This is a genomic window from Pseudomonas sp. URMO17WK12:I11 (assembly GCF_007677725.1).
GTDB lineage: Bacteria > Pseudomonadota > Gammaproteobacteria > Pseudomonadales > Pseudomonadaceae > Aquipseudomonas.
The window spans coordinates 36,787-56,649 of record NZ_VEDF01000015.1; the positions used below are offsets into that span (position 1 = coordinate 36,787).

15 protein-coding genes are annotated in these 19,863 nt (G+C 61.4%); 8 read left to right on the forward strand and 7 right to left on the reverse strand.

Annotated features, from left to right (window positions below):
• Positions 1 to 12: 12 nt before the first annotated feature.
• On the forward strand, positions 13 to 3,906 hold the full coding sequence (locus tag FS665_RS21420) for an RHS repeat domain-containing protein (RefSeq protein WP_145193081.1): 3,894 nt from the start codon (positions 13 to 15) through the stop codon (positions 3,904 to 3,906).
• A 44-nt stretch (positions 3,907 to 3,950) separates the two neighbouring features.
• On the opposite strand, the gene FS665_RS21425 is transcribed toward FS665_RS21420, so the two are convergent.
• From FS665_RS21425 to FS665_RS21450, 6 genes are all read right to left on the reverse strand, one after another.
• Positions 3,951 to 5,027 carry a fimbrial protein gene (locus FS665_RS21425; RefSeq protein ID WP_145193083.1) on the reverse strand — a complete coding sequence of 359 codons (1,077 nt, stop codon included), beginning with the start codon at positions 5,025 to 5,027 and terminating at the stop codon, positions 3,951 to 3,953.
• Positions 5,024 to 7,549 carry a fimbria/pilus outer membrane usher protein gene (locus FS665_RS21430; RefSeq protein ID WP_256675124.1) on the reverse strand — a complete coding sequence of 842 codons (2,526 nt, stop codon included), beginning with the start codon at positions 7,547 to 7,549 and terminating at the stop codon, positions 5,024 to 5,026. The genes FS665_RS21425 and FS665_RS21430 overlap by 4 nt, the downstream gene beginning before the upstream one ends.
• 34 nt (positions 7,550 to 7,583) lie before the next feature.
• Positions 7,584 to 8,336 (reverse strand): molecular chaperone, encoded by a 753-nt coding sequence (locus FS665_RS21435; RefSeq protein WP_145193085.1) that lies wholly within the window; start codon positions 8,334 to 8,336, stop codon positions 7,584 to 7,586.
• An 81-nt stretch (positions 8,337 to 8,417) separates the two neighbouring features.
• Entirely contained in the window at positions 8,418 to 8,957 is a 540-nt protein-coding gene (locus FS665_RS21440; protein WP_145193087.1) for a fimbrial protein, read from the reverse strand.
• Between the two features lie 229 nt (positions 8,958 to 9,186).
• The gene (locus tag FS665_RS21445; protein ID WP_145193089.1) at positions 9,187 to 9,594 is read right to left on the reverse strand and encodes a PA2817 family protein; all 408 of its coding nucleotides are present in this window, start codon (positions 9,592 to 9,594) and stop codon (positions 9,187 to 9,189) included.
• 68 nt (positions 9,595 to 9,662) lie between these two features.
• Positions 9,663 to 12,110 carry an acyl-CoA dehydrogenase gene (locus FS665_RS21450; protein WP_145193092.1) on the reverse strand — a complete coding sequence of 816 codons (2,448 nt, stop codon included), beginning with the start codon at positions 12,108 to 12,110 and terminating at the stop codon, positions 9,663 to 9,665.
• Positions 12,111 to 12,314: 204 nt separating this feature from the next.
• On the opposite strand from FS665_RS21450, the gene FS665_RS21455 reads away from it, so the two are divergent.
• The 3 genes from FS665_RS21455 (at position 12,315) to FS665_RS21465 (ending at position 14,789) form a co-directional block, all read left to right on the forward strand.
• Positions 12,315 to 12,938 carry a glutathione S-transferase gene (locus FS665_RS21455; protein ID WP_145193094.1) on the forward strand — a complete coding sequence of 208 codons (624 nt, stop codon included), beginning with the start codon at positions 12,315 to 12,317 and terminating at the stop codon, positions 12,936 to 12,938.
• A gap of 142 nt (positions 12,939 to 13,080) precedes the next feature.
• Positions 13,081 to 14,013 (forward strand): ABC transporter ATP-binding protein, encoded by a 933-nt coding sequence (locus tag FS665_RS21460; protein ID WP_145193095.1) that lies wholly within the window; start codon positions 13,081 to 13,083, stop codon positions 14,011 to 14,013.
• A complete protein-coding gene (locus tag FS665_RS21465; protein ID WP_145193097.1) occupies positions 14,010 to 14,789 on the forward strand; it encodes an ABC transporter permease in 780 nt (259 codons plus the stop codon). Before FS665_RS21460 ends, FS665_RS21465 begins: the two co-directional genes overlap by 4 nt.
• Here the strand turns inward: FS665_RS21465 and FS665_RS21470 are convergent.
• Entirely contained in the window at positions 14,673 to 15,299 is a 627-nt protein-coding gene (locus FS665_RS21470; RefSeq protein WP_145193099.1) for a DUF2062 domain-containing protein, read from the reverse strand. The two genes, FS665_RS21465 and FS665_RS21470, sit on opposite strands and share 117 nt — an antisense overlap.
• A 141-nt stretch (positions 15,300 to 15,440) precedes the next feature.
• On the opposite strand from FS665_RS21470, the gene FS665_RS21475 reads away from it, so the two are divergent.
• The 4 genes from FS665_RS21475 to lpxK all read left to right on the forward strand — a co-directional run bounded on the left by FS665_RS21475 (position 15,441) and on the right by lpxK (position 19,831).
• Complete coding sequence (locus FS665_RS21475; RefSeq protein ID WP_145193101.1) at positions 15,441 to 17,648, forward strand: DNA internalization-related competence protein ComEC/Rec2; 2,208 nt, start codon at positions 15,441 to 15,443, stop codon at positions 17,646 to 17,648.
• A gap of 115 nt (positions 17,649 to 17,763) precedes the next feature.
• Positions 17,764 to 18,399: a MotA/TolQ/ExbB proton channel family protein gene (locus tag FS665_RS21480; RefSeq protein ID WP_145193104.1), complete on the forward strand. Its 636-nt coding sequence runs from the start codon at positions 17,764 to 17,766 to the stop codon at positions 18,397 to 18,399.
• Positions 18,396 to 18,830 (forward strand): biopolymer transporter ExbD, encoded by a 435-nt coding sequence (locus FS665_RS21485; RefSeq protein ID WP_145193106.1) that lies wholly within the window; start codon positions 18,396 to 18,398, stop codon positions 18,828 to 18,830. Before FS665_RS21480 ends, FS665_RS21485 begins: the two co-directional genes overlap by 4 nt.
• Positions 18,830 to 19,831 (forward strand): tetraacyldisaccharide 4'-kinase, encoded by a 1,002-nt coding sequence (gene lpxK / locus FS665_RS21490; protein WP_145193107.1) that lies wholly within the window; start codon positions 18,830 to 18,832, stop codon positions 19,829 to 19,831. The genes FS665_RS21485 and lpxK overlap by 1 nt, the downstream gene beginning before the upstream one ends.
• The last annotated feature ends 32 nt before the right edge of the window (positions 19,832 to 19,863 follow it).

Below are 19,863 nucleotides of genomic sequence, written 5' to 3' on the forward strand. Positions count from 1 at the left end.
GGAGTGTGTGTGATGACTCAAGCCACGTCAGTTCATTCCAATGCGTTCAATTTCATGAGTTTCATTCAGGGCGGCGTCGACCCCAGAACCGGGCAATACACGGTCGCCATCGACTTGCCGGAACTCAAGGCCAACGACCTGCAAGGGCCGGGTTTTGCCCTTCGCCTGGCATTCAACCCATTGAACCTGGTCGATTCGGGTTTCGGTAGGGGTTGGGACCTCAAGCTCTCGCAGTACACACCGCACAATCAGGTGTTGGCGTTGAGTACTGGCGAGGCCTTCCGGGTCAACGATACCGACCGTGAGGACCGACGCCTGTTCATGCCAGAGCAGAAGCTGGCGAGCTTCCATGTCTACAAAGTGGGAGAGCAACCACTGGGTGGCATTACCCAGCTACGAGTGGTGCACCGTTCGGGACTGGTGGAAATACTCGAGCGCATGCAGGTCGGCAACACATGGATTGCCCTGCCGGTGGAAATTCGCTCAGCGCTTGGGCATCACGTGAAGTTGCGCTACAGCGACTTCAACCAGGCTTACAAGTTGCTCGAGTGGGTAGACGATGCCCAGGGCAACCCGCTGCTAAGGCTTGTGCGCACTAGCACCCAGGTAGCCATTCAAGAGTACCCGTATGAGGGGGATGGTGGGGAGCCACTGGCGAAGTTCGTGATGCATCTGGGCAGCGACAACCGGGTCGATACACTGGCCTTGCCCACCAGCAACCAGGCCAGCTGGCGGTACGAGTATGGGTTCGAGGACTACATGTACATCACCCGGGTCAAGACCCCCACCGGTGCCCAGGAAGACCTCTACTACGAGGACGAAGGTCACCGCTTCCCCAGCAGTGCCAGGCGCGCCAACTTGCCGCGGGTGACACGCCATGTCACCAGACCTCGCTTCGACCAGCCGGAAATGGAGGTCAGTTATTCCTACCAGTCCGATGCACCGGGTGGGTGGGGCAAGCGCAACTTCCTAGGCGATGATAGCGTCGCCTGGCATGAGGATGACGGCCAGGACAACCTGTATCGCTACAACGGCCGCTACTACTACGGCTCCATCCAGCAGCATTGGGTAGATGGTAAGGTAGTGCGAACCATTGAACGCCAGTTCAACCGCTTTCACTTGTTGGTCTCCGAGGTCACCCGCCAGGGCGACGCCGTGTCGGAAACCCTGCAGGATTACGGTGGGGACGAGGAGCAGCCGTTCGAAAACCAACCTCCCAACTTCCAGCTGGTAACCAAAGAGCGGCGCCGCTGGCGCGACGCCGGGGGTGAACGTACCCCACGTGTAGAGGAGGTGAACAGCATTTATGACAACGATGGCAACCTTACCGAGCGTACGTTGGCAACCGGTGTTCGGGAAGTCAGCCTTTGGTACCCGCCTGAAGGTGAGGGCGAGGACTGCCCTCCAGATCCCTTTGGCTTCAAGCGACACCTGAAGCGCAAGACTGTGGAACCGGCCAAGGCAGATGGCTCGGCCCCGGTTCTGTACCAACATTACACCTATGCACTTTGCCCAAGCCTGGACGATCCTCTGTACGACCCGACTGATCCCGATCATGCCTGGAGGGGCGCTGGGGTACACGTGGTCGAGGACGAAGAACTGTACGAAGGCCAGGATACCCTGCTCGAAGCAAACCATTTCGAGTACTACCAGACGCCTGCCGACCCGTTTCTTCATGGCCGTATGCAGAGCCAGGAATTGGCCCATGGGAATGAGCAGACACCGCCAACTACCACGACCACCTTTACCTATGGCAAAGACCATGACAGCCGCGCCGGTGAAGCCGTCCTCAAGACCGTGCAAACCCTTACCGGCTTCGATGGCGAGAGCAAAGTCATCACCTTGCACCATTCGATCCTGCTCGACCAGCCACTGCTCAACCGCGATGACAACGACGTCGAGATCCGCTACGAGTACGACGCCCTGCGCCGTGTGACCCGCGAGACGGTAGCGCCGGGCAAGGACTCGGAAGCGTCGCGCAGGTACCAGTACTTCCTCTGTGGCAACGATTACGAGCAGGCCCATCAATGGGCGTTCGATGTGAAGCAAGTGAAGACGGCAACGCATTTCGACGGCCTGAACCGGGCCATTTATGAAGAGCGTGACGATGTCGACAGCAAGGTGTTCGCCGGTGCGCCACGGCCGATCTATCGCGCGGCCTACGATGGCTTGGGCCAGTTGGTGGAAGAAACGGAAGTCGATTGGCTGGGCGAGCGCCTTCTCGAGCTCAAGAGCACGTACCAGTACGACGACTGGGGCGAACAGTGCTGTGTGATCGGCCCGGATGGCGTGCAGACCCATGAGCAGAAGGACCCGATCGGTACCCGAGAATCGGCTGGGCCGATCCAGTTCAACTGGCGGGTAGGGGATGATGGAACGAGCAGCGGGGTCACTGAAACCTGGTTCAACCTGTTCGAAAAACCGACGCGTGTCGAACGCTACGTGGAGAATGAAGACCTCGTTCGCAAACAGGAAAGCCTCAAAGTGCTCGCCTATGATGGCCTGGGCCGGTTGCTGAAGGAAACCGACGGTGTGGGAGCAAAACCGCGAATCAACAGTTATGTATACGATGCCTTCGAGCGTCTGGTCGAGCATACCCTGCCAGGTAACGCCAGAGTGGTACGAGTGTTCGCCAGTCATAGCCGTGAGGACTTGCCGGTAAGTATCAGCGTCAACAAGGTCCTATTGGGCGAGCAGACATTCGACGGCCTTGACCGACGCACCAGTGCCACCACAGGTGGACGCAAACAGAGGTTCCACTACCATCCGGGGCAGAATCAGCCTTATGAAATGATCGTCCCGAGCGGCGAGGTGGTCACTTACGAATACGACCTGAGCGTGGGAGAAGAGCCTACCCTGCGCAAGGTGGCAGGCGAGCCTGCCAATTTCGAATTCGACAAGCACAATGCACGCCTGCTGGATTGCGAGGTACCTGGGCAGGCCACCGCCCGCACTTATTTCAGTAATGGCGATACCCGGACCGAGACACGTACCGTGGATGGGCAGGCCTACGCGATGCTTTACGACCACAGTTATCGCAGCCGTTTGCGCAGCTATACCGATGTGACGGGGCAGGTGCAGCAATACGACTACAACGCCTTCGGGCAGCTGGAAGAAACCCGCCTGCATCCCGTAGCGCCATGGAAAGGGTCGAGGGCCAGGGTGCGACGAATGGCCGAAGACGATGAGGTACTTATCCGCTCCAGCTTTGTCTACGACAGTCTCGGCCGTAGTGAGTCCATCACCACCTGCGATGAGCAAACCGGTAATACGTTGAAAACCAGCCTGGAATACGATGCGTATGAGCGCGAAGTATTGCGCACATTCGATTTTGGCAACGTGGTTCAGACCTTGGAGCAGTGTTACGACGAATACGACTGTCTGAAATGGCGCACGCTCAAGGAAGATGGCCGTGAATTGCGTCACGAGACCTATGGGTACGACCTACGCGGACGGTTGGTGAATTACACCTGCAGAGCAGCAGAAAGTGCTGACCCAGATCAGCCCGATGCGCACTATTGGCCGGTTGATCCCTATGGCAAGAAAATCAAGGGGCAAATCTTCAGCTTCGATGACCTGGACAACATCAAGATTGTCGTCACAACGTTCGAGGGGGGAAGCAATCGGGCCGTCTATACCTGTGGCGACCCTGCCAAAGGTGAGGATCCGGCGCAACTGAAATCCTTTACCAACACCCACAAGGACTACCTGCCCAAGGTGGTGAACCTGGATTACGACGCCAATGGCAACATGGTGCTGGACGAGGCGCAGCGCATGTTGAAGTACGATGCCTTGAACCGGCTGGTCTCGGTAACGCTGCCAGCGCGCAGTGCCAACGAACCCGGAGAACAGGTGAGCTACCACTACGATGCTCAGGATGTGCTTAGCGGTACCTCAGGCGACTAGCTCGACAGGCTACTGGGAGATGCGTGCATCTCCCAGTGGTCAGCTCAGCGATAGCGTACGGTGAAGTTCAGTGCGCCATTCGCCTTGCCTGCTTTGACGCGGTTCTCGGTTTGAATGTAGTGGGCCTTGAGCTTCATCACGGTGGTGCCATTGCTCAAGGCGATCATCGATTGCTCCTTGTCGAGTGGCATCGGGGTTCCGTCTTCCTTCAGTAGCTGAATGCCGACCCCTTGGGCATCGGAATCGGTGGTCAAGCCAAGTATGCCTTGATCCCCTGCACCGATGGGCGTCGAGCCGTTCTTGCCGGTGAGCTCCAGCGTGGCGACGGCGTTCTGGTCCGGGTCGGTCTGGCAGGCCGACAAGGTGATCTGGAAGGCAGCCGGTGTGGTCGTGAAACCTGGGCCGGTAAACGCCGATTGCTCCCACTCACCCAGGTCGACAGGATTAGGCATGACCGCATCGTGGCCAATGCTGCACTGAGACTGGATAACGGTCCCGCGCAGGCGGTACCTCAAGGCCAACCCTATGTTGTTGAAGTCCAGATGACCCGTGAACATCTCGGCATCCACATGATGGATGCCAGGGGGCAGCTCGCCAGTTTTCACCAGCGTCACGTAATGGTACATGCCGTACAGTTCGAAATGGCTAAAGTTATGCCGCTCCTTTCGCTGTGCCACGAACGGTACATAGGTCGAGCCAGCCACCGGCAAGAAGTCTGAAGTACCATCTCCACTGAAGGGGGACTCGAGCCGCAGGACTGCACCGATACCGGGTACGTTGGTGGGGATGATCGGGTTGCTGGTTGCGCTGTGCCCCAGCACGATGGGTGGACGGCTGGCGTTCAGCGTGAAGGTCATCACCACATCGCCTTCGTTACGGCACTGAAGCTTGTATCGCTCGTTGTTGACGATGGGCACTCCCTTGTCTGGCGGGCCGATGAAGTCCCCCACCCTGGCGTTCAGTGGAACGTAGCGGGTACCGAGGTTGTATTCCATGGTCATCGGCGAAGAACCTGGTAGCCACCGGCAGTAGCTTTGTGGGTCCGCATCGGCCAGGGCCTGGCTCATCGGTCCGGCAAGGCACAGCAAAACGGCCAGGACGCTGCGTGGAAATAGGGTCATGTCGCTTCCTCGAAAGCTGGCTGGCTGCAGGTCAAGTCCTGCAAGTAGTAGCCTTGGTTGAGCTGCAGGGCCGCAGGATCCAGTTCAACCTGGCATTGTTGGTCGCCGCGCTTGCCCCATCTCAAGGTCAAGGTCTGGGCACGCAAGGTGGTTTCCATGGCCGCTTGCCCCGCCTGGCCGATCAAACCAAGTTGTTCACCCTTGGTATCGAGTACCAAGGCACCAAAAGGTAGCGGGCTGCCGTCGGCATGACGCAGGGTAAGGACCAGGCGGGTAATGGTGCGGGCGTCGAATGTGCTTTTGACGATCGCCCCACGGCGCGGTATGACCCGAGCGGTACCGTTGTCGATTTGCACGTCTGGACCGAGGGTGTCGGTTTGCAACAACAACGTGTTGTAACGATAAGGTTGCAGGGACGGCACGATGGTATAGCCCCGCGCATTGGTCGTGGCGCTTGCGCTATTCTGCACCCCCACACCTGCAACGCCGGGTACTTCGACAAGTCCGGCGGTGTCGCCAATCCATGTGCCGAATTCGACGCCTTGCGCATGCCACAGCATCGCGCCGCTGGCATTGAGCGAGACGCTGCGATAGTCGGTACCTTGACTGATGCCGGTGCCGACACTGCCCCACCCCCCTTGGTAACCGAGCGCGAGCGCGCCGCTGCGCTGGTGGCGTTCATTCTGGCTCAGGCTCGCGTTGTAGCTCAGTTGGCCATTATCGGCGGTGCCACTCAGGCCAGCCCGCTGGCTATAGCCCTGGCGCTGTTTCTGCCAATCCAATGTGGCATTTGCGGAGCGCCCGAAGTCCAGGGGCATGGACACGCTCAAGCCGAACTGACGATCGCTGCCATAGTTGTCGGTCAGCGATTGAGAGGCGAACAGGTTGTAGGTGAGTCCGGCGTGGTAGGTGCTGAAACTCAGTTGGTACTGACGCTGGGTGCTATTGCGTTGCCAGTAGTCCTGCTGTGAAAAGCTCAGGTTCAGGCTGTGCCGCTGGCCCAGGCGCTGATACACCGATGCCTCGAGGCGGCTGCGGCGGCTGCCCTGGAAATTGCCAGGTTGGCTGCGCTGGCGCACGGCCTCGCTGAAGTCTCGGTAGCCTTGCGTGGAGTAACGGTAGCCGGCAAAACGCAGGTTGGTACCGAAGTCGAACGATTTGCCATATTTGAAGGCATAGCTCTGGCCCTGGGCCTCGGTCTGGTCGGCCGCATCGATCTGGCTGTCGGCGTGGGTCATATCCAGCGCAACCGCTCCCAGGTTGCCCAGGTTCTTGCCGATACCAAGGTTCGCTGCCCGGTAGTGATCGCTGAGCATCAAGCCGCCGTATAGCGTCAGGTCCCACTCCATGCCTGTGCTGAACGTGGCCTGTGCCAGCATCGGCTTGTCGTGACGCGCCGCCGGGTTGTAGCGGCCGATGGTCGCGTTGTAGCGCCATACGCCGGGGCGTAGCAGGTTGCCCAGCGAGGCGTAGGGTTGTACGAATCGGCGTACCTGGCCATCGGCTTCGGTCACCACCACTTCGAGCTCACCATTGCCGGCGACATTGAGGTCATCGATGGCGTACGGGCCAGGACTTACGTAGGTGGAGTAGATCGGATAGCCGTTTTGCCACACCTCGAGCTTGGCACGTGTTTGCGCCACGCCGCGGATGACCGGTGCATAGCCCTGCTGGGTATCCGTCAGCATGCCCATGTCCGAGGCCACCTGTAGACCGGTGATGGGAACGCCGCTGAAGATATCGCTGTCGGTGAAGCTTTCGCCAATTGTGAGGTTGGCACGCGTGCCGGGCAGGTCGCGCTGGGCGTAGGTGCGGGTGCGCGTCCAGCTACGGTTGCCGTCGCTGTCCTGCCTCCAGGATTGGCTGGTGCGCAGGCGCCAGTCCCCGAGATTGATCCCACTGTCCAGATAAAGGTCGTCGTTGCTGTGATGGCCCTGCTGGCGATGGTGCATCCGCAATGTCGAAACGGTGTAATTGATGAAGGCAGCATTGATACCGCTGTCCCAGCGGGACGGGTCGCTGCTACCGTCAGCGGCGCGGCGCATGGCAATCTGCGGGATCGAGATAGCCAGGCGCAGGCGCTCCGGCTTGAAGTCAAGCTGAGCGCCGGGCACGGCTCGCGGCAGTTGCAGGCAGGTTTTTTGCACGGCTTCGCCGTCCTGCAGCGCCTCGAGACGTAATCCCCACTCAGCCAGCAGGGTTGGCGCCAGGCAAGGCTGGAGCTTGCCGTCACTGTCCGCATGAAAATCCAGGGTATGCCGGCCGACAGGTTCCAGGTTGACCAGCACGGTTACGTCATAACGGCCAGGTGGCAAGGCCGATTGTTGCAACAGCTTCAAGGCCTGTTCACCGGCACCGGTGGCTCGGCCAGGCATGGTGCGCAGAAAGCCTGCATCGAATGCCACTTCTTGAGCGGCTGTGTGCAGGGAGATGGCCATCAACCCGGCCACAGCATAAGCCAGACGCCATGAAGCGGTGTGCTTGCTGCAGATCAAGAGCAAGCGCTTTGAATAGAAAGGCATGTGTCGACTCCTTGCTTTGCGACGATGCCGGGCATCAGTGAGTCGTGGCGATGGGCTGGGTGAGGGGTTCGGTATGGCCGCCGAAGTCATTGATCACGGAAAAACGCACTGTCGAATCGGCGCTCAGAGGCGTTCCCGCCAGCGCATGATCGTGCTCGGAAAGTGGTGCCACCATGGGGGGAGCGTCGAGCTTGTACGTCTGCCCCTGCGTGGAGGCTGCCAGGCCAATGAAGGTGATGTAGAACGGCGAAGGGTTATGAATGCGTAGCCACTTTTCGCCTTGCTTTTGCACCACCGAGAACCTCAGGGCTTGCAACTGCTCACTCGGCGTGCCCTTTAACTGAGCTGGCCGATAGAACAACTTGATTCGCGTGCGCAGGGCGATATTGAGCTGGTTGCCAGGCTGCTCGCTGACGTTGGGTATCTCCTGCATGTTGAAAAAGAACAGCGATTCGCGGTCTTGCGGCAACGTATTGGGCAGGCTGTTTATCTGCACAAGCTGCTCGCTGGTGGGTACGATGCTGAACAAGGGCGGGGTGATGATGAAGGGAACCGGGGTGGTCTCATCATCGGCCTCGGTATTGATCCAGGTCTGCACGGCGTAATGACTGGTCGAAGGGTTTTTTACAACGGCCGAAGTGCTGCGTTTGTCGCTGTCAAATACAATGCGCGTATTATTGAGTGTCAGTGCGCAGTGGCCTGTAAGGGGGGCAGTCGATAGGATTACTGCCAGGCAAGCGCGTACAACAGCGCGCGCTGGCGCTATCGCGCAACGTGAATTATTCATGTAGAAAGTCCATGGAGTCCGGGCGTAATGCATACGCCCGGATGTACCGGCAAATCGCTAAGGCAGGAGTGCTACCGGTATTTAAAGATAATTAACGGTGTAACGTACGTGGGCCGAAGCGGGGCCCGCAGTCACGGTGGCGGCAGTAGAGATATAGGCGGCGCGGAACTTGAGGTCGGTTGCGCCAGTGCTGTTCAGGTCGTAGTCAGTCGATTTGCCACCTGGTGCAATGGAGGCGTTGGTGATATCCCGGATCACGATCGACACGCCCTTCGCGGCGCCCACTACCGGCGCGACTGCAAAGTAATTACCGGAACCATCGGGATCACCCTCGAAGGTGACATTGGCTTGGTCTTCAGTAATGTTGCAGCTGGCCTTGTCTGGAATGCGCACGGCAAACGTCGGTCCGTTGACTTCCTTACCGGCAGCGGTGAAATGGCCCTGTGGAACTTCACCCATAGCCAGGCGATTATCGACGCTGCCGTCTTCTGGATTGACAATTTCGATGGGGCACGTTTCCGGAGTAATGCGGCCCTCGAAAAACACCGAGCTTGCAAATGCCGAACTTCCAATCAGACCGGACAGCAGGCCGATTGTCACTGCGATTACAGACTTTTTCATGGCTGAACCTGATGAGTTGATAAGTATCATTGCGAGTCAGATAGACGCGGTTTTCACGTTATATGAAGACACGTTTATTGTTCTCGGCGCTCATTCTAGGTAGGGGTGCAATGCGGAGCTGTAGGAATAAGTTACACAGTGAACGGGATAAGCATTTTACATTTTGTTGAGTGGCGGGGTGTAGGCGCAAGTCACAAGCGCCCCTCTGCTGCGGGGCGCTTGCTCGGTGTCAGTGCTGCTGCTGGGTCGCCAGGCTGAGCTGTTGCTTGGCTTGCTGCCAATCGAACGCTTCGCCAGCCTGCTCGGCCTCATGACGCAGTTCTTCCAGGCGCTGGTACAGGTCCAGTTCGTCGTCTGGCATGAAGTGCAGGCAATCGCCAGCGAAGAACCAGAGCAGGTCACGTGGCACCAAATGGGCGATTTGCGGATAACGCTGGATTACCTGGCAAATCAGATCCTGGCCCAGGTATTGGCTTTCCAGCGGCGCCTGCGGCAACAGCGTCAACAGTTCGTCGAAGCGTTCGAGGAACAGGGCGTGGCTTTCTTCCGGCACTTGCTCCGCCTCGCCCAGCGCCACGAGGATGGTGCGCAGGTGCTGAAGCAGTAGCAGGTGATATTCCAGGTTGGGGTTGGCCATGGAATGGGTCCTCGGTATGACTTAAACGGGGTGCGGAGTATACGCCGCACCCCGTTGCTAGCGAAGGGTCAGCGTACTTTGCCAGGCTCGCCGAGCAACTGTGCTTTATCGAAGGCATCGACATCGATCACCTTCCTTCGCGCTTGCTCGGCCGCATGCAGCCGCTGGGCATCGCCGGGTTGCAGCACACCTGCCTCGACTGCGGCGTCGATGCTGGGCTGGCCGGGTGCTGGCTGGACTTTGCCTTCCTTGATGGCCTGGTGCAGGGCCTTGCTCAGCGTAGCGGTGTCGGCGAGCAGGTCGCTGGCCCGCTGCAGCGCTGCGACAGGGTCGCTTTCTGAAGCAGGGCGGTAGCAACCGCTTAGCAATTCCTCCAGCGCAGGATCCCCCTTGCAGCGGCCAATCAGTGCCGCGACTTCGGCATCCAGTTCATCGCTCGGCCCGGTATGGCGGCGGCCGAAGGGGAACACCAACACGCGCAACGCGCAACCGACGAAGCGGTTGGGGAAGTTGTCCAGCAGCCGGTCCAGGGCTTTCTCCGCCTGGCCCAGGCTTTCTTCCATGGCCCAGCGTAGCAACGGTTGCATGTGCTCGGGCGAGCCGAGGTCGTGGTAACGCTTGAGCGCGGCGCTGGACAGGTACAGATAGCTCAGTACGTCACCCAGCCGGGCACTCAAGCGCTCGCGGCGTTTGAGGGCACCGCCCAGGAGCATCATCGACAGGTCCGCCAGCAAGGCAAAGGCTGCCGCCTGGCGGTTGAGCGCGCGGAAATAGCCTTGGCTCAGGGCGTCGCCCGGTACGTGTTCCAAGCGCCCCAGTCCCAGGTTCAACACCAGCGTGCTCGCCGCGTTGCCAGCAGCGAACTTGATGTGCTTCATCAGCAGGTCGTCGAATTCGCGCAGCGCCTGGTCATGGTCTTCTCGACCGGCCAGGGCCATTTCCTTGAGCACGAACGGGTGGCAGCGGATAGCGCCCTGGCCGAAGATCATCAGGTTGCGCGAAAGGATATTCGCCCCCTCGACCGTGATGAAGATCGGCGCCCCTTGCCAGTTGCGCCCCAGGTAGTTGTTCGGGCCCATGATGATGGCCTTGCCACCGTGCACGTCCATGGCGTGCTGGATGCATTCGCGACCACGCTCGGTCAGGTGATATTTGAGGATCGCCGAGAGCACCGATGGCTTCTCGCCCAGGTCCACCGCCTTGGCGGTCAGCAGGCGTGCGCTGTCCATCAGCCAGGCGTTGCCGCCAATGCGCGCCAGCGATTCCTGGATACCTTCGAAGGCGGCCAGCGGAACATTGAATTGCTCGCGGATGCTGGCGTACTGACCGGTGACTAGGCTGGTGTATTTGGCAGCACCCGTGCCCACGGCCGGCAAGGAGATCGAGCGGCCTACCGACAGGCAATTCATCAACATCATCCAACCCTTGCCGAGCATGGCCTGGCCGCCGATCAGGAAGTCCAGCGGTATGAACACATCCTTGCCACTGTTGGGGCCGTTCATGAACGCAGCGCCCAGCGGCAGGTGGCGTTTACCAATGTCGACACCGGGGGTATCGGTGGGGATCAGCGCCAGGCTGATGCCCAGCTCTTCCTCCTCGCCCAGCAGATGTTCCGGGTCGTAGGCTTTGAACGCCAGGCCCAGCAGGGTGGCGACCGGGCCGAGGGTGATGTAGCGCTTTTCCCAATTCAGGCGCAGGCCAAGCACTTCTTCGCCCTGCCATTGGCCCTTGCAGACCACCCCGGTGTCGGGCATGGCGCCGGCATCGGAGCCGGCCAGCGGGCCGGTGAGGGCGAAACAGGGGATGTCCTCGCCGCGCGCCAGGCGTGGTAGGTAGTGGTTGCGTTGTTCATCGGTACCATAATGCAACAGCAACTCGGCAGGGCCCAGGGAGTTGGGCACCATGACAGTGGAGGCCAGGTCACCGCTGCGGGTGGCCAGCTTCATCGCCACCTGGGAGTGGGCGTAGGCAGAGAAGCCCTTGCCGCCGTATTCTTTTGGGATGATCAGGGCGAAGAAGCCGTTTTCCTTGATATGCGCCCAGGCTTCCGGCGGCAGGTCGAGATCCTGGCCGATCTGCCAGTCGCTGACCATGGCGCACAGTGCTTCGGTCGGGCCGTCGATGAACGCCTGTTCTTCCTGGGTGAGCGTAGGCGCTGGGTAGCTGAGCAAAGTGCGCCAGTCGGGACGGCCACTGAACAGCTCGCCATCCCACCAGACGGTGCCGGCGTCGATCGCTTCGCGTTCTGTCTGCGACATTGGCGGAAGGGTGCGCTGGAACCACTTGAAGATAGGCGCCGTGAACACCTTGCGGCGCCATTGCGGCAGCGCGACGAGCGCAAGGTTGACTGCCAGCACCGCCCAGATCAGCGCCAGCAACCAGCCGGGGACGCTGCTGAAGATACCCATCAACAGCACGTAAGCGGCGACGATGCCCAGTATCTGCAGGGACGGCAGGCGCCGGTGCATCAGGTACGCCGTGCCGATCACCAGCACTACCAACCACAACAGCAACATAATCGGTCCTCCTTGGAACCAGGGGCTTGAGCCGTCCAGGACAGCTTAGTCGCAACACTGAGAACGGCAGGGTCAGAACAGTGACAGGGTGTGGCAGCAGGAGTTTCAGCTCGGCAGGGGACGTATCGGCCTGTTCGTGGGTCAGTACAGACAAGCAGGCGCTGGAGTAGACTGAGCCACCTGTTGACTGAAAAGGACGTTGTCATGCTGAAGATCTGGGGCCGCAAGAATTCGAGCAACGTGCGCAAGGCGTTGTGGATTGCCCACGAACTGGGCCTGGATTTCCAGTCCATCGATGCCGGTGGCGCCTTTGGTGTGGTCGACGAGCCGCAGTACCGAGCCCTCAACCCCAACGGCCTGGTGCCAATGCTGCAAGAGGGTGACCTTACGCTGTGGGAGTCCAATGCCATCGTGCGCTACCTGTGCGCCCAATACGGCGCGGAGCAGGGCTGGTACCTGGAAGACCCACGCCAGCGAGCCCTGGCCGACAAGTGGATGGACTGGACCACATCGGCTTTCGCCGCGCCGTTTCGCCCGTTGTTCTGGGGGGTGTTGCGCACCCCGGAGGATCAACGTGACTGGGTCGCCATTAATGCTGCCCACAAGCAGTGCGCGCAACTGCTGGCCATCGCCGATCAGACGCTTGCCACGCAGCCTTACCTTTCCGGCGAACGCATCGGCATGGGGGACATACCGCTGGGCAGTTTCGTCTACGCCTGGTTCGAAATGCCGATCGAGCGCCCGCCGTTGTACCACCTCGAAGCCTGGTACCAGCGCCTCAAAGCGCGTCCCGCCTACCAACGCGCGGTGATGACGGCGCTAACCTGATCGAACACCACAGCGCTTCGATAGTCACTATCAACATCCTTGACTGTACTTGTGCGGCCTGCGCTTGCAACATGGCCGCACCTCATGCGCCAGTGCTGCACCTGGCGTGTCCCGCACCTTATTTTTCGGTAAGTGACCTGCTATGAGTTCTGCCCTGTCCATTCGACAGTTGACCAAGACCTACGGCAACGGCTTTCAAGCCCTCAAGGGCATCGACCTCGACGTTGCCGAAGGCGATTTCTTTGCATTGCTTGGCCCCAATGGTGCCGGCAAGTCCACCACCATCGGCATCCTCTCGACCCTGGTCAACAAGACCAGCGGCACGGTCAACGTGTTCGGCCACGACCTGGACCGTCAGCCGGCGGCGCTCAAGCGTTGCCTGGGCGTGGTGCCGCAGGAATTCAACTTCAATCAGTTCGAGAAGTGCTTCGACATCGTCGTCACCCAGGCCGGCTACTACGGCATCCCGGCGAGGATCGCCAAGGAGCGCGCCGAGCAGTATCTGACCCAGCTAGGTCTGTGGGACAAGCGTGATGTGCCTTCGCGCTCGCTGTCGGGGGGCATGAAGCGACGTTTGATGATCGCCCGGGCGTTGATCCACGAACCGCGCCTGTTGATTCTCGACGAGCCCACTGCCGGCGTGGACATCGAATTGCGCCGCTCGATGTGGAGCTTTCTGACCGAGCTGAACCAGAAGGGCATCACCATCATCCTCACCACCCATTACCTGGAAGAGGCTGAGCAGCTGTGCCGCAACATCGGCATCATCGACCATGGCACCATCGTCGAGAACACCAGCATGCGCCAGCTGCTGGGCAAGCTGCATGTCGAAACGTTCGTGCTCGACCTCAACCAGGACTTGGCCGCAGCGCCTGTGTTGCAGGGCTACCCGTGCCGACTGCTGACGCCGCACACCCTTGAGGTGCAGGTGGACAAGGACATCGGCATTACCGCGCTGTTCGGTCAGCTGGCCCTGCAGAACATCGAGGTGCAAAGCCTGCGCAACAAGACCAACCGTCTCGAGGAGTTGTTCGTGTCCCTGGTAGAAAAAAACCTGTCGAAGGTGGCGGTATGAGTGTGGAACTGCGCACCAACTGGGTCGCCCTGAACACCATCGTCTACCGTGAAGTGCGCCGTTTTTTGCGCATCTGGCCGCAAACCTTGCTACCCCCGGCCATTACCATGGTCTTGTATTTCGTCATTTTCGGGAACCTGATCGGCCGGCAGATCGGTGACATGGGCGGCTTCACCTACATGCAGTACATTGTGCCGGGGCTGATCATGATGTCGGTGATCACCAACTCGTATGGCAACGTGGTGTCGAGCTTCTTTGGCAGCAAGTTCCAGCGCTCGATCGAAGAACTGATGGTCTCACCGGTCTCGCCGCACACCATTTTGATCGGCTATGCGTTGGGTGGCGTACTGCGTGGGCTGGCAGTCGGGGTGATCGTGACCATCCTGTCGATGTTCTTCACCGATTTGCAAGTGCATCACCTGGGCGTGACCGTGATCGTGGTGTTGCTGACGGCGACCATTTTCTCGTTGCTGGGCTTCGTCAATGCGGTGTTCGCGCGCAACTTCGACGATATCTCGATCATTCCGACCTTCGTGCTGACGCCGCTGACCTACCTGGGCGGAGTGTTCTACTCGATCAACTTGCTACCGCCTTTCTGGCAGACGGTGTCCCTGGCCAACCCGGTGCTGCACATGGTCAATTCGTTCCGCTACGGCATTCTAGGGGTGTCGGACATCAGTATCGGGACGGCGATCACCTTCATGCTGGTGGCTACCGCCGTGCTTTATCTGCTGTGCGTTCGCCTGCTGGTCAGTGGCCGCGGCATGCGCGCCTGATAGCCGTTGCTTGCGCCGGCGCCATTGCCGGCCAATCCACCAGCGCCAGTACAGCAGGGTGGTGAAGTAGGCGGCGACGCCCAACACCACCGCGCACACGATCGAGCCCAGCAGGAACGGCTGCCACATCGTGCCAAGCTGGTCGGTGATCCACTCGAACGTGAGCGCTTCGGGCAGGCTGCGCGGCGGTATCTGCATCAGCCAGGCGCCGGTCATGTAGGTCACGAAAAACACCGGCGGCATGGTCAGCGGGTTGGTCAGCCAGACCAGGCTGACCGCGATCGGCAGGTTGCCCCTTACCGGAATCGCCAATGCAGCGGCCAGCAGCATCTGCATGGGGATCGGAATCAGCGCTGCGAACAAGCCCACGCCCATGGCCCTGGCCACTGAATGGCGATTGAGATGCCACAGGTTGGGGTCGTGCAGCAACGTGCCGAAAAAGCGTAAGGACTTGTGTTCCCGAATGCTGGTCGGATCCGGCATGAAGCGTTTGAAGAGTCGGCGCGGCATGTGGGCTCCCGGGGCGTTGATCGGGGAAGTATGCCCCGATTCCCGGACTCGCTCGTTTAGAGTTTGTGACAATTGTTGAGCAGGCCCATGCGGCTTTTCAGCTATGCCTGAGTCAGCGATGACGCAGTGGAGCTCTAATGCATGCGCACAGGGATGTTCGCCCTCGCACTCGGGTTGGTTGCCCCGGTGTTTCTACCCGTCTTGCCGTCGGTCGGATGGCTGCTGGCGCTGCTCGTGGCCGGCAGTCTGTGCTTGCCTAGCCGTTACTGGCCGATGGGCATGCTGTTGCTGGGGTTTTGCTGGGCCTGCTGGTCAGCCCAGCGGGCGCTGGATGATCGGCTACCTGCCACGCTGGACGGGCGAACCCTGTGGCTCGAGGGTCAGGTGGTGGGGCTGCCGACGCGTACCGCGCAAGGTGTGAGGTTCGAGCTGGCCCAACCCCATTCACGCCGCGCCGAGCTGCCGCAGCGCCTGCAATTGAGCTGGTTCGATGGCCCAACCCTGCACGCGGGCGAACGCTGGCGCCTGGCGGTCACGCTGCAGCGCCCGGCCGGCTTGCTGAATCCCCATGCTGCCGACCGAGAGGCCCAGTTGCTGGCCAGGCGAATTGGTGCCACCGGCACGGTGAAAGCGGGTCGGGTGCTGGCGGCGCTGCAGCCAGGTTGGCGCGGTGCACTGCGCGAACGCCTGCTTGCGGTGGACGCCTTCGGCCAGCAAGCGGCCTTGGTGGCGCTGATACTGGGTGACGGGGCAGGCCTGGGGCGTGAGCAATGGCAGGCGCTGCAGGCGACCGGCACGGTACACTTGCTGGTGATCTCCGGGCAGCACATCGGCTTGGTGGCAGGCCTGCTCTACGCCCTGATCGCAGGGCTGGCCCGCTGGGGGCTGTGGCCTGGCCGCTGGCCTTGGCTGCCGTTTGCCTGCGTTATCGCGCTTGGCGCGGCACTGGGCTACGGCTGGCTGGCGGGGTGGGGGGTTCCGGTGCAGCGTGCGTGTCTGATGCTGGCGGTGGTACTGCTCTGGCGCCTGCGTTTTCGCCAGCTCGGCGCAGGGTTCGCGCTGCTGCTGGCGTTCGATCTGGTGCTGCTGGCCGAGCCCCTGGCTGCGCTGCTACCAGGCTTCTGGCTGTCATTCTCGGCGGTGGCGGTGCTGATCTATTGTTTCGCTGCACGGCTGGGCGCCTGGCGGCCCTGGCAAGCCTGGACGCATGCGCAGTGGGTGATTGCCGTGGGGTTGTTGCCGGTGTTGCTGGCCACCGGTTTGCCGGTGAGCGTGAGCGCGCCGCTGGCCAACCTGTTGGCGGTGCCGTGGGTGAGCGTGGCCGTACTGCCGCTGGCCCTGCTCGGCACCCTGTTATTGCCCCTGGGCGGCGTTGGCGAAGCGTTGCTGTGGATCGCCGGTGGTCTGCTCGAGATCTTGTTTCGCCTGCTGACGTGGATCGCGCACTGGCGCCCGGCCTGGCAACCGCCGGCATTGCCGCTGTGGAGCTGGATCCTGGTAAGCCTGGGCACACTGTTGCTGCTAATGCCTCGCGGGGTGCCACTGCGGGCACCGGGCGGCGCGCTATTGCTGGCTTTGTGGGTGCCACGCGACATGCCACAGTTCGGTGAAGCGCAGGTCTGGCACCTGGATGTTGGGCAAGGACTGGCGGTGCTTTTGCGCACGCAGAATCACAGTCTGTTGTACGACGCAGGACCCGTTAGAGGCGAAAACGACCTCGGTGAGCGGGTCGTTCTGCCCACCTTGCGCAAGCTTGGCATCGACCAGCTCGACCTGCTGCTGGTCAGCCATGCCCACGCCGACCATGCCGGCGGCGCCCGGGCCATTGCCAGCGGTTTGCCGGTGCAGCAGGTGCTCGGTGGCGAAGTGCTCGACGATCTGCCGATGCAGCCGTGCCGCAGCGGTCAGCGTTGGACCTGGGACGGGGTGCACTTTTCGTTATGGCGCTGGGCCGATGCCCGCAGCAGTAACGACGGCTCCTGTGTGCTGCTGGTGGAGGCGCAGGGCGAGCGCCTGTTGTTGGCCGGCGATATGGAAGCCGCGGCGGAGCGGGCCTGGCTCGGTGCCCACGAGGCGCAGCGCATCGACTGGCTGCAGGCGCCGCACCATGGCAGCCGCAGCTCTTCGACCGAAGCCTTCATCGCTGCCACGGCACCACGTGGCGTGCTCATATCGCGCGGGCGCAACAACAGCTTCGGTCATCCGCATGCGCAGGTGCTGGAGCGGTACCGACAGCATGGGCTGGCCGTACACGATACGGCCAGGGAAGGGGCGTTGCGTCTGTTGTTGGGTGCCCGCCAGAATGTCGAGAGCGTACGCCAGCAGCGGCGCTTCTGGCGTACGCCGTGACGCTGTGGTCGCCCGCCAGTTGCCCCGGCGCAGTCACATTTCCCTGATCTCTGGCAGATGAGCGGGTGGCGCGCCTATGGTAGAGTGGCGGCCTTTTTGCGAGGGGGCGTTTACTGTGTGGGAATTGGTCAAGTCCGGCGGTTGGATGATGCTGCCGATCATTCTGAGCTCCATCGTCGCCCTGGCGATCGTCGTCGAACGCCTGTGGACCCTGCGTGCCAGTCGCGTCACCCCGCCGCACTTGCTGGGCCAGGTGTGGATGTGGATCAAGGACAAGCAACTCACCAGCGATAAACTCAAGTCACTGCGCGCCGATTCGCCGCTGGGCGAAATCCTGGCGGCGGGCCTTGCCAATTCCCGCCATGGTCGCGAGATCATGAAAGAGTGCATCGAAGAGGCTGCCTCGCGCGTCATCCACGAACTCGAGCGCTATATCAGCACCCTGGGCACCATCGCCGCCATGGCGCCGCTGCTCGGCCTGCTCGGCACGGTGCTGGGCATGATCGACATTTTCAGTGCGTTCATGGGCTCGCAGATGACCGCCAATGCCGCTGTGCTCGCCGGCGGTATATCCAAGGCACTGGTGACCACCGCCGCTGGCCTGATGGTCGGTATCCCCGCCGTGTTCTTTCACCGCTTCCTGCTGCGCCGCATCGACGAACTGGTGGTCGGCATGGAGCAGGAGGCGATCAAGCTGGTCGAAGTGATCCAGGGCGACCGTGAAGTGGAAGTCGCCGGAGGCAAGGTGTGAAGTTTCGGCGCAACCGCCAGCGCGAGAACGTCGACATCAACCTCGCCTCGCTGATCGACGTGGTGTTCGTTCTGCTGCTGTTCTTCGTGGTTACCACCACCTTCACGCGCGAAACCCAACTGCGGGTCGAACTGCCCGAAGCGACCAGCGCCGAGCAGCCGCCGGCCGACCAGGCCAAGCTGGTGGAAGTGACCATCAGCGCCGATGGCGTGTATTCGGTGAACAACCACCTGCTGCCCAAGAGTGACTTGGCGACCCTCAGTGAGGCAATCGAGCGCGAGTCCGGCGGCGACAACACCTTGCCGCTGGCCATCAGCGCCGACGGCAAGACCCCGCATCAGGCCGTGATCACCGCAATGGATGCCGCCGGCAAGCTCGGTTTCAGCCACTTGCGCATGACCACCGTCGAGGCCGCCCAGGGGAATCCGTGATGGCCTTGGCCGATCGCCTGCTTGCCGCCTGGTACGCCGGGCATCCCGCCCTGATGCTGCTGCGCCCGCTCGAAGCCGTGTACCGGCGTGTGGTCATGCGCAAGCGTGCGCGGTTTCTCAACGGCGAAAGCAGCAGTTACCGTGCGCCGGTGCCGGTGATCGTGGTAGGCAACATTACGGTTGGCGGCACTGGCAAGACGCCGATGATTCTCTGGCTGATCGAGCACTGCCGCCGACGAGGGCTGAAGGTGGGCGTGGTCAGCCGCGGCTACGGGGCCAAGCCGCCTCGCTACCCCTGGCGCGTCACGGCGCAGCAGCCAGCCGAGCAGGCCGGCGATGAACCGTTGCTGATCGTGCAGCGCACCGGCGTGCCGCTGATGATCGACCCTGACCGGGCAGCTGCGGTACGGGCACTGCTGGCCAGCGAGCCGCTGGACCTGATCCTGTGTGACGATGGCATGCAGCATTATCGCCTGGCGCGGGATCTCGAACTGGTGCTGATCGACGCCGCACGTGGGCTCGGCAATGGCCGTTGCCTCCCAGCCGGGCCGCTACGCGAACCGCGCGAGCGCTTGGCCGAAGCGGATGCTGTGTTGTTCAACGGCGCCGACGGCGACTGTCCCGAGGGTTTCGGCCTGCGCCTGCAGCCCTCTGCCCTGGTCAATCTGCGCAGCGGCGAACGCCGCGACCTCGACTTCTTTCCGGCAGGCCAGCGCATGCACGCGGTCGCCGGGATCGGTAATCCACAGCGTTTCTTCAACACCCTGCAGGCGCTAGACTGGCAGCCGCTGGAACATCCGTTTGCCGACCATGCGCAATTCAACGCCCAGAGCCTGGCATTCAGCCCGGCATTGCCGCTGGTGATGACCGAAAAAGACGCGGTCAAATGCCGAGCCTTCGCGGCCGACGATTGGTGGTATCTGGCGGTCGAAGCTCAACCTACGCCTGCCTTTGGCGCCTGGTTCGATGGGCAGCTGCGACGCTTGCTGCGCACGGCCTGAGCGGCTTTGCGCGTTTTCATCATTTGCGGCCA

What these genes read in the sequence shown, in the direction of transcription:
- FS665_RS21450 (WP_145193092.1), bottom strand. Translation starts at nt 12,110, where the DNA reads ATGTTGCTGTTGTGGTTGGTAGTGCTGGTGATCGGCACGGCGTACCTG.
- FS665_RS21425 (WP_145193083.1), bottom strand. Translation starts at nt 5,027, where the DNA reads ATGACCCTATTTCCACGCAGCGTCCTGGCCGTTTTGCTGTGCCTTGCC.
- FS665_RS21445 (WP_145193089.1), bottom strand. Translation starts at nt 9,594, where the DNA reads ATGGCCAACCCCAACCTGGAATATCACCTGCTACTGCTTCAGCACCTG.
- lpxK (WP_145193107.1), top strand. Translation starts at nt 18,830, where the DNA reads ATGGCCTTGGCCGATCGCCTGCTTGCCGCCTGGTACGCCGGGCATCCC.
- FS665_RS21420 (WP_145193081.1), top strand. Translation starts at nt 13, where the DNA reads ATGACTCAAGCCACGTCAGTTCATTCCAATGCGTTCAATTTCATGAGT.
- FS665_RS21455 (WP_145193094.1), top strand. Translation starts at nt 12,315, where the DNA reads ATGCTGAAGATCTGGGGCCGCAAGAATTCGAGCAACGTGCGCAAGGCG.
- FS665_RS21460 (WP_145193095.1), top strand. Translation starts at nt 13,081, where the DNA reads ATGAGTTCTGCCCTGTCCATTCGACAGTTGACCAAGACCTACGGCAAC.
- FS665_RS21435 (WP_145193085.1), bottom strand. Translation starts at nt 8,336, where the DNA reads ATGAATAATTCACGTTGCGCGATAGCGCCAGCGCGCGCTGTTGTACGC.
- FS665_RS21470 (WP_145193099.1), bottom strand. Translation starts at nt 15,299, where the DNA reads ATGCCGCGCCGACTCTTCAAACGCTTCATGCCGGATCCGACCAGCATT.
- FS665_RS21465 (WP_145193097.1), top strand. Translation starts at nt 14,010, where the DNA reads ATGAGTGTGGAACTGCGCACCAACTGGGTCGCCCTGAACACCATCGTC.
- FS665_RS21475 (WP_145193101.1), top strand. Translation starts at nt 15,441, where the DNA reads ATGCGCACAGGGATGTTCGCCCTCGCACTCGGGTTGGTTGCCCCGGTG.
- FS665_RS21430 (WP_256675124.1), bottom strand. Translation starts at nt 7,549, where the DNA reads ATGCCTTTCTATTCAAAGCGCTTGCTCTTGATCTGCAGCAAGCACACC.
- FS665_RS21440 (WP_145193087.1), bottom strand. Translation starts at nt 8,957, where the DNA reads ATGAAAAAGTCTGTAATCGCAGTGACAATCGGCCTGCTGTCCGGTCTG.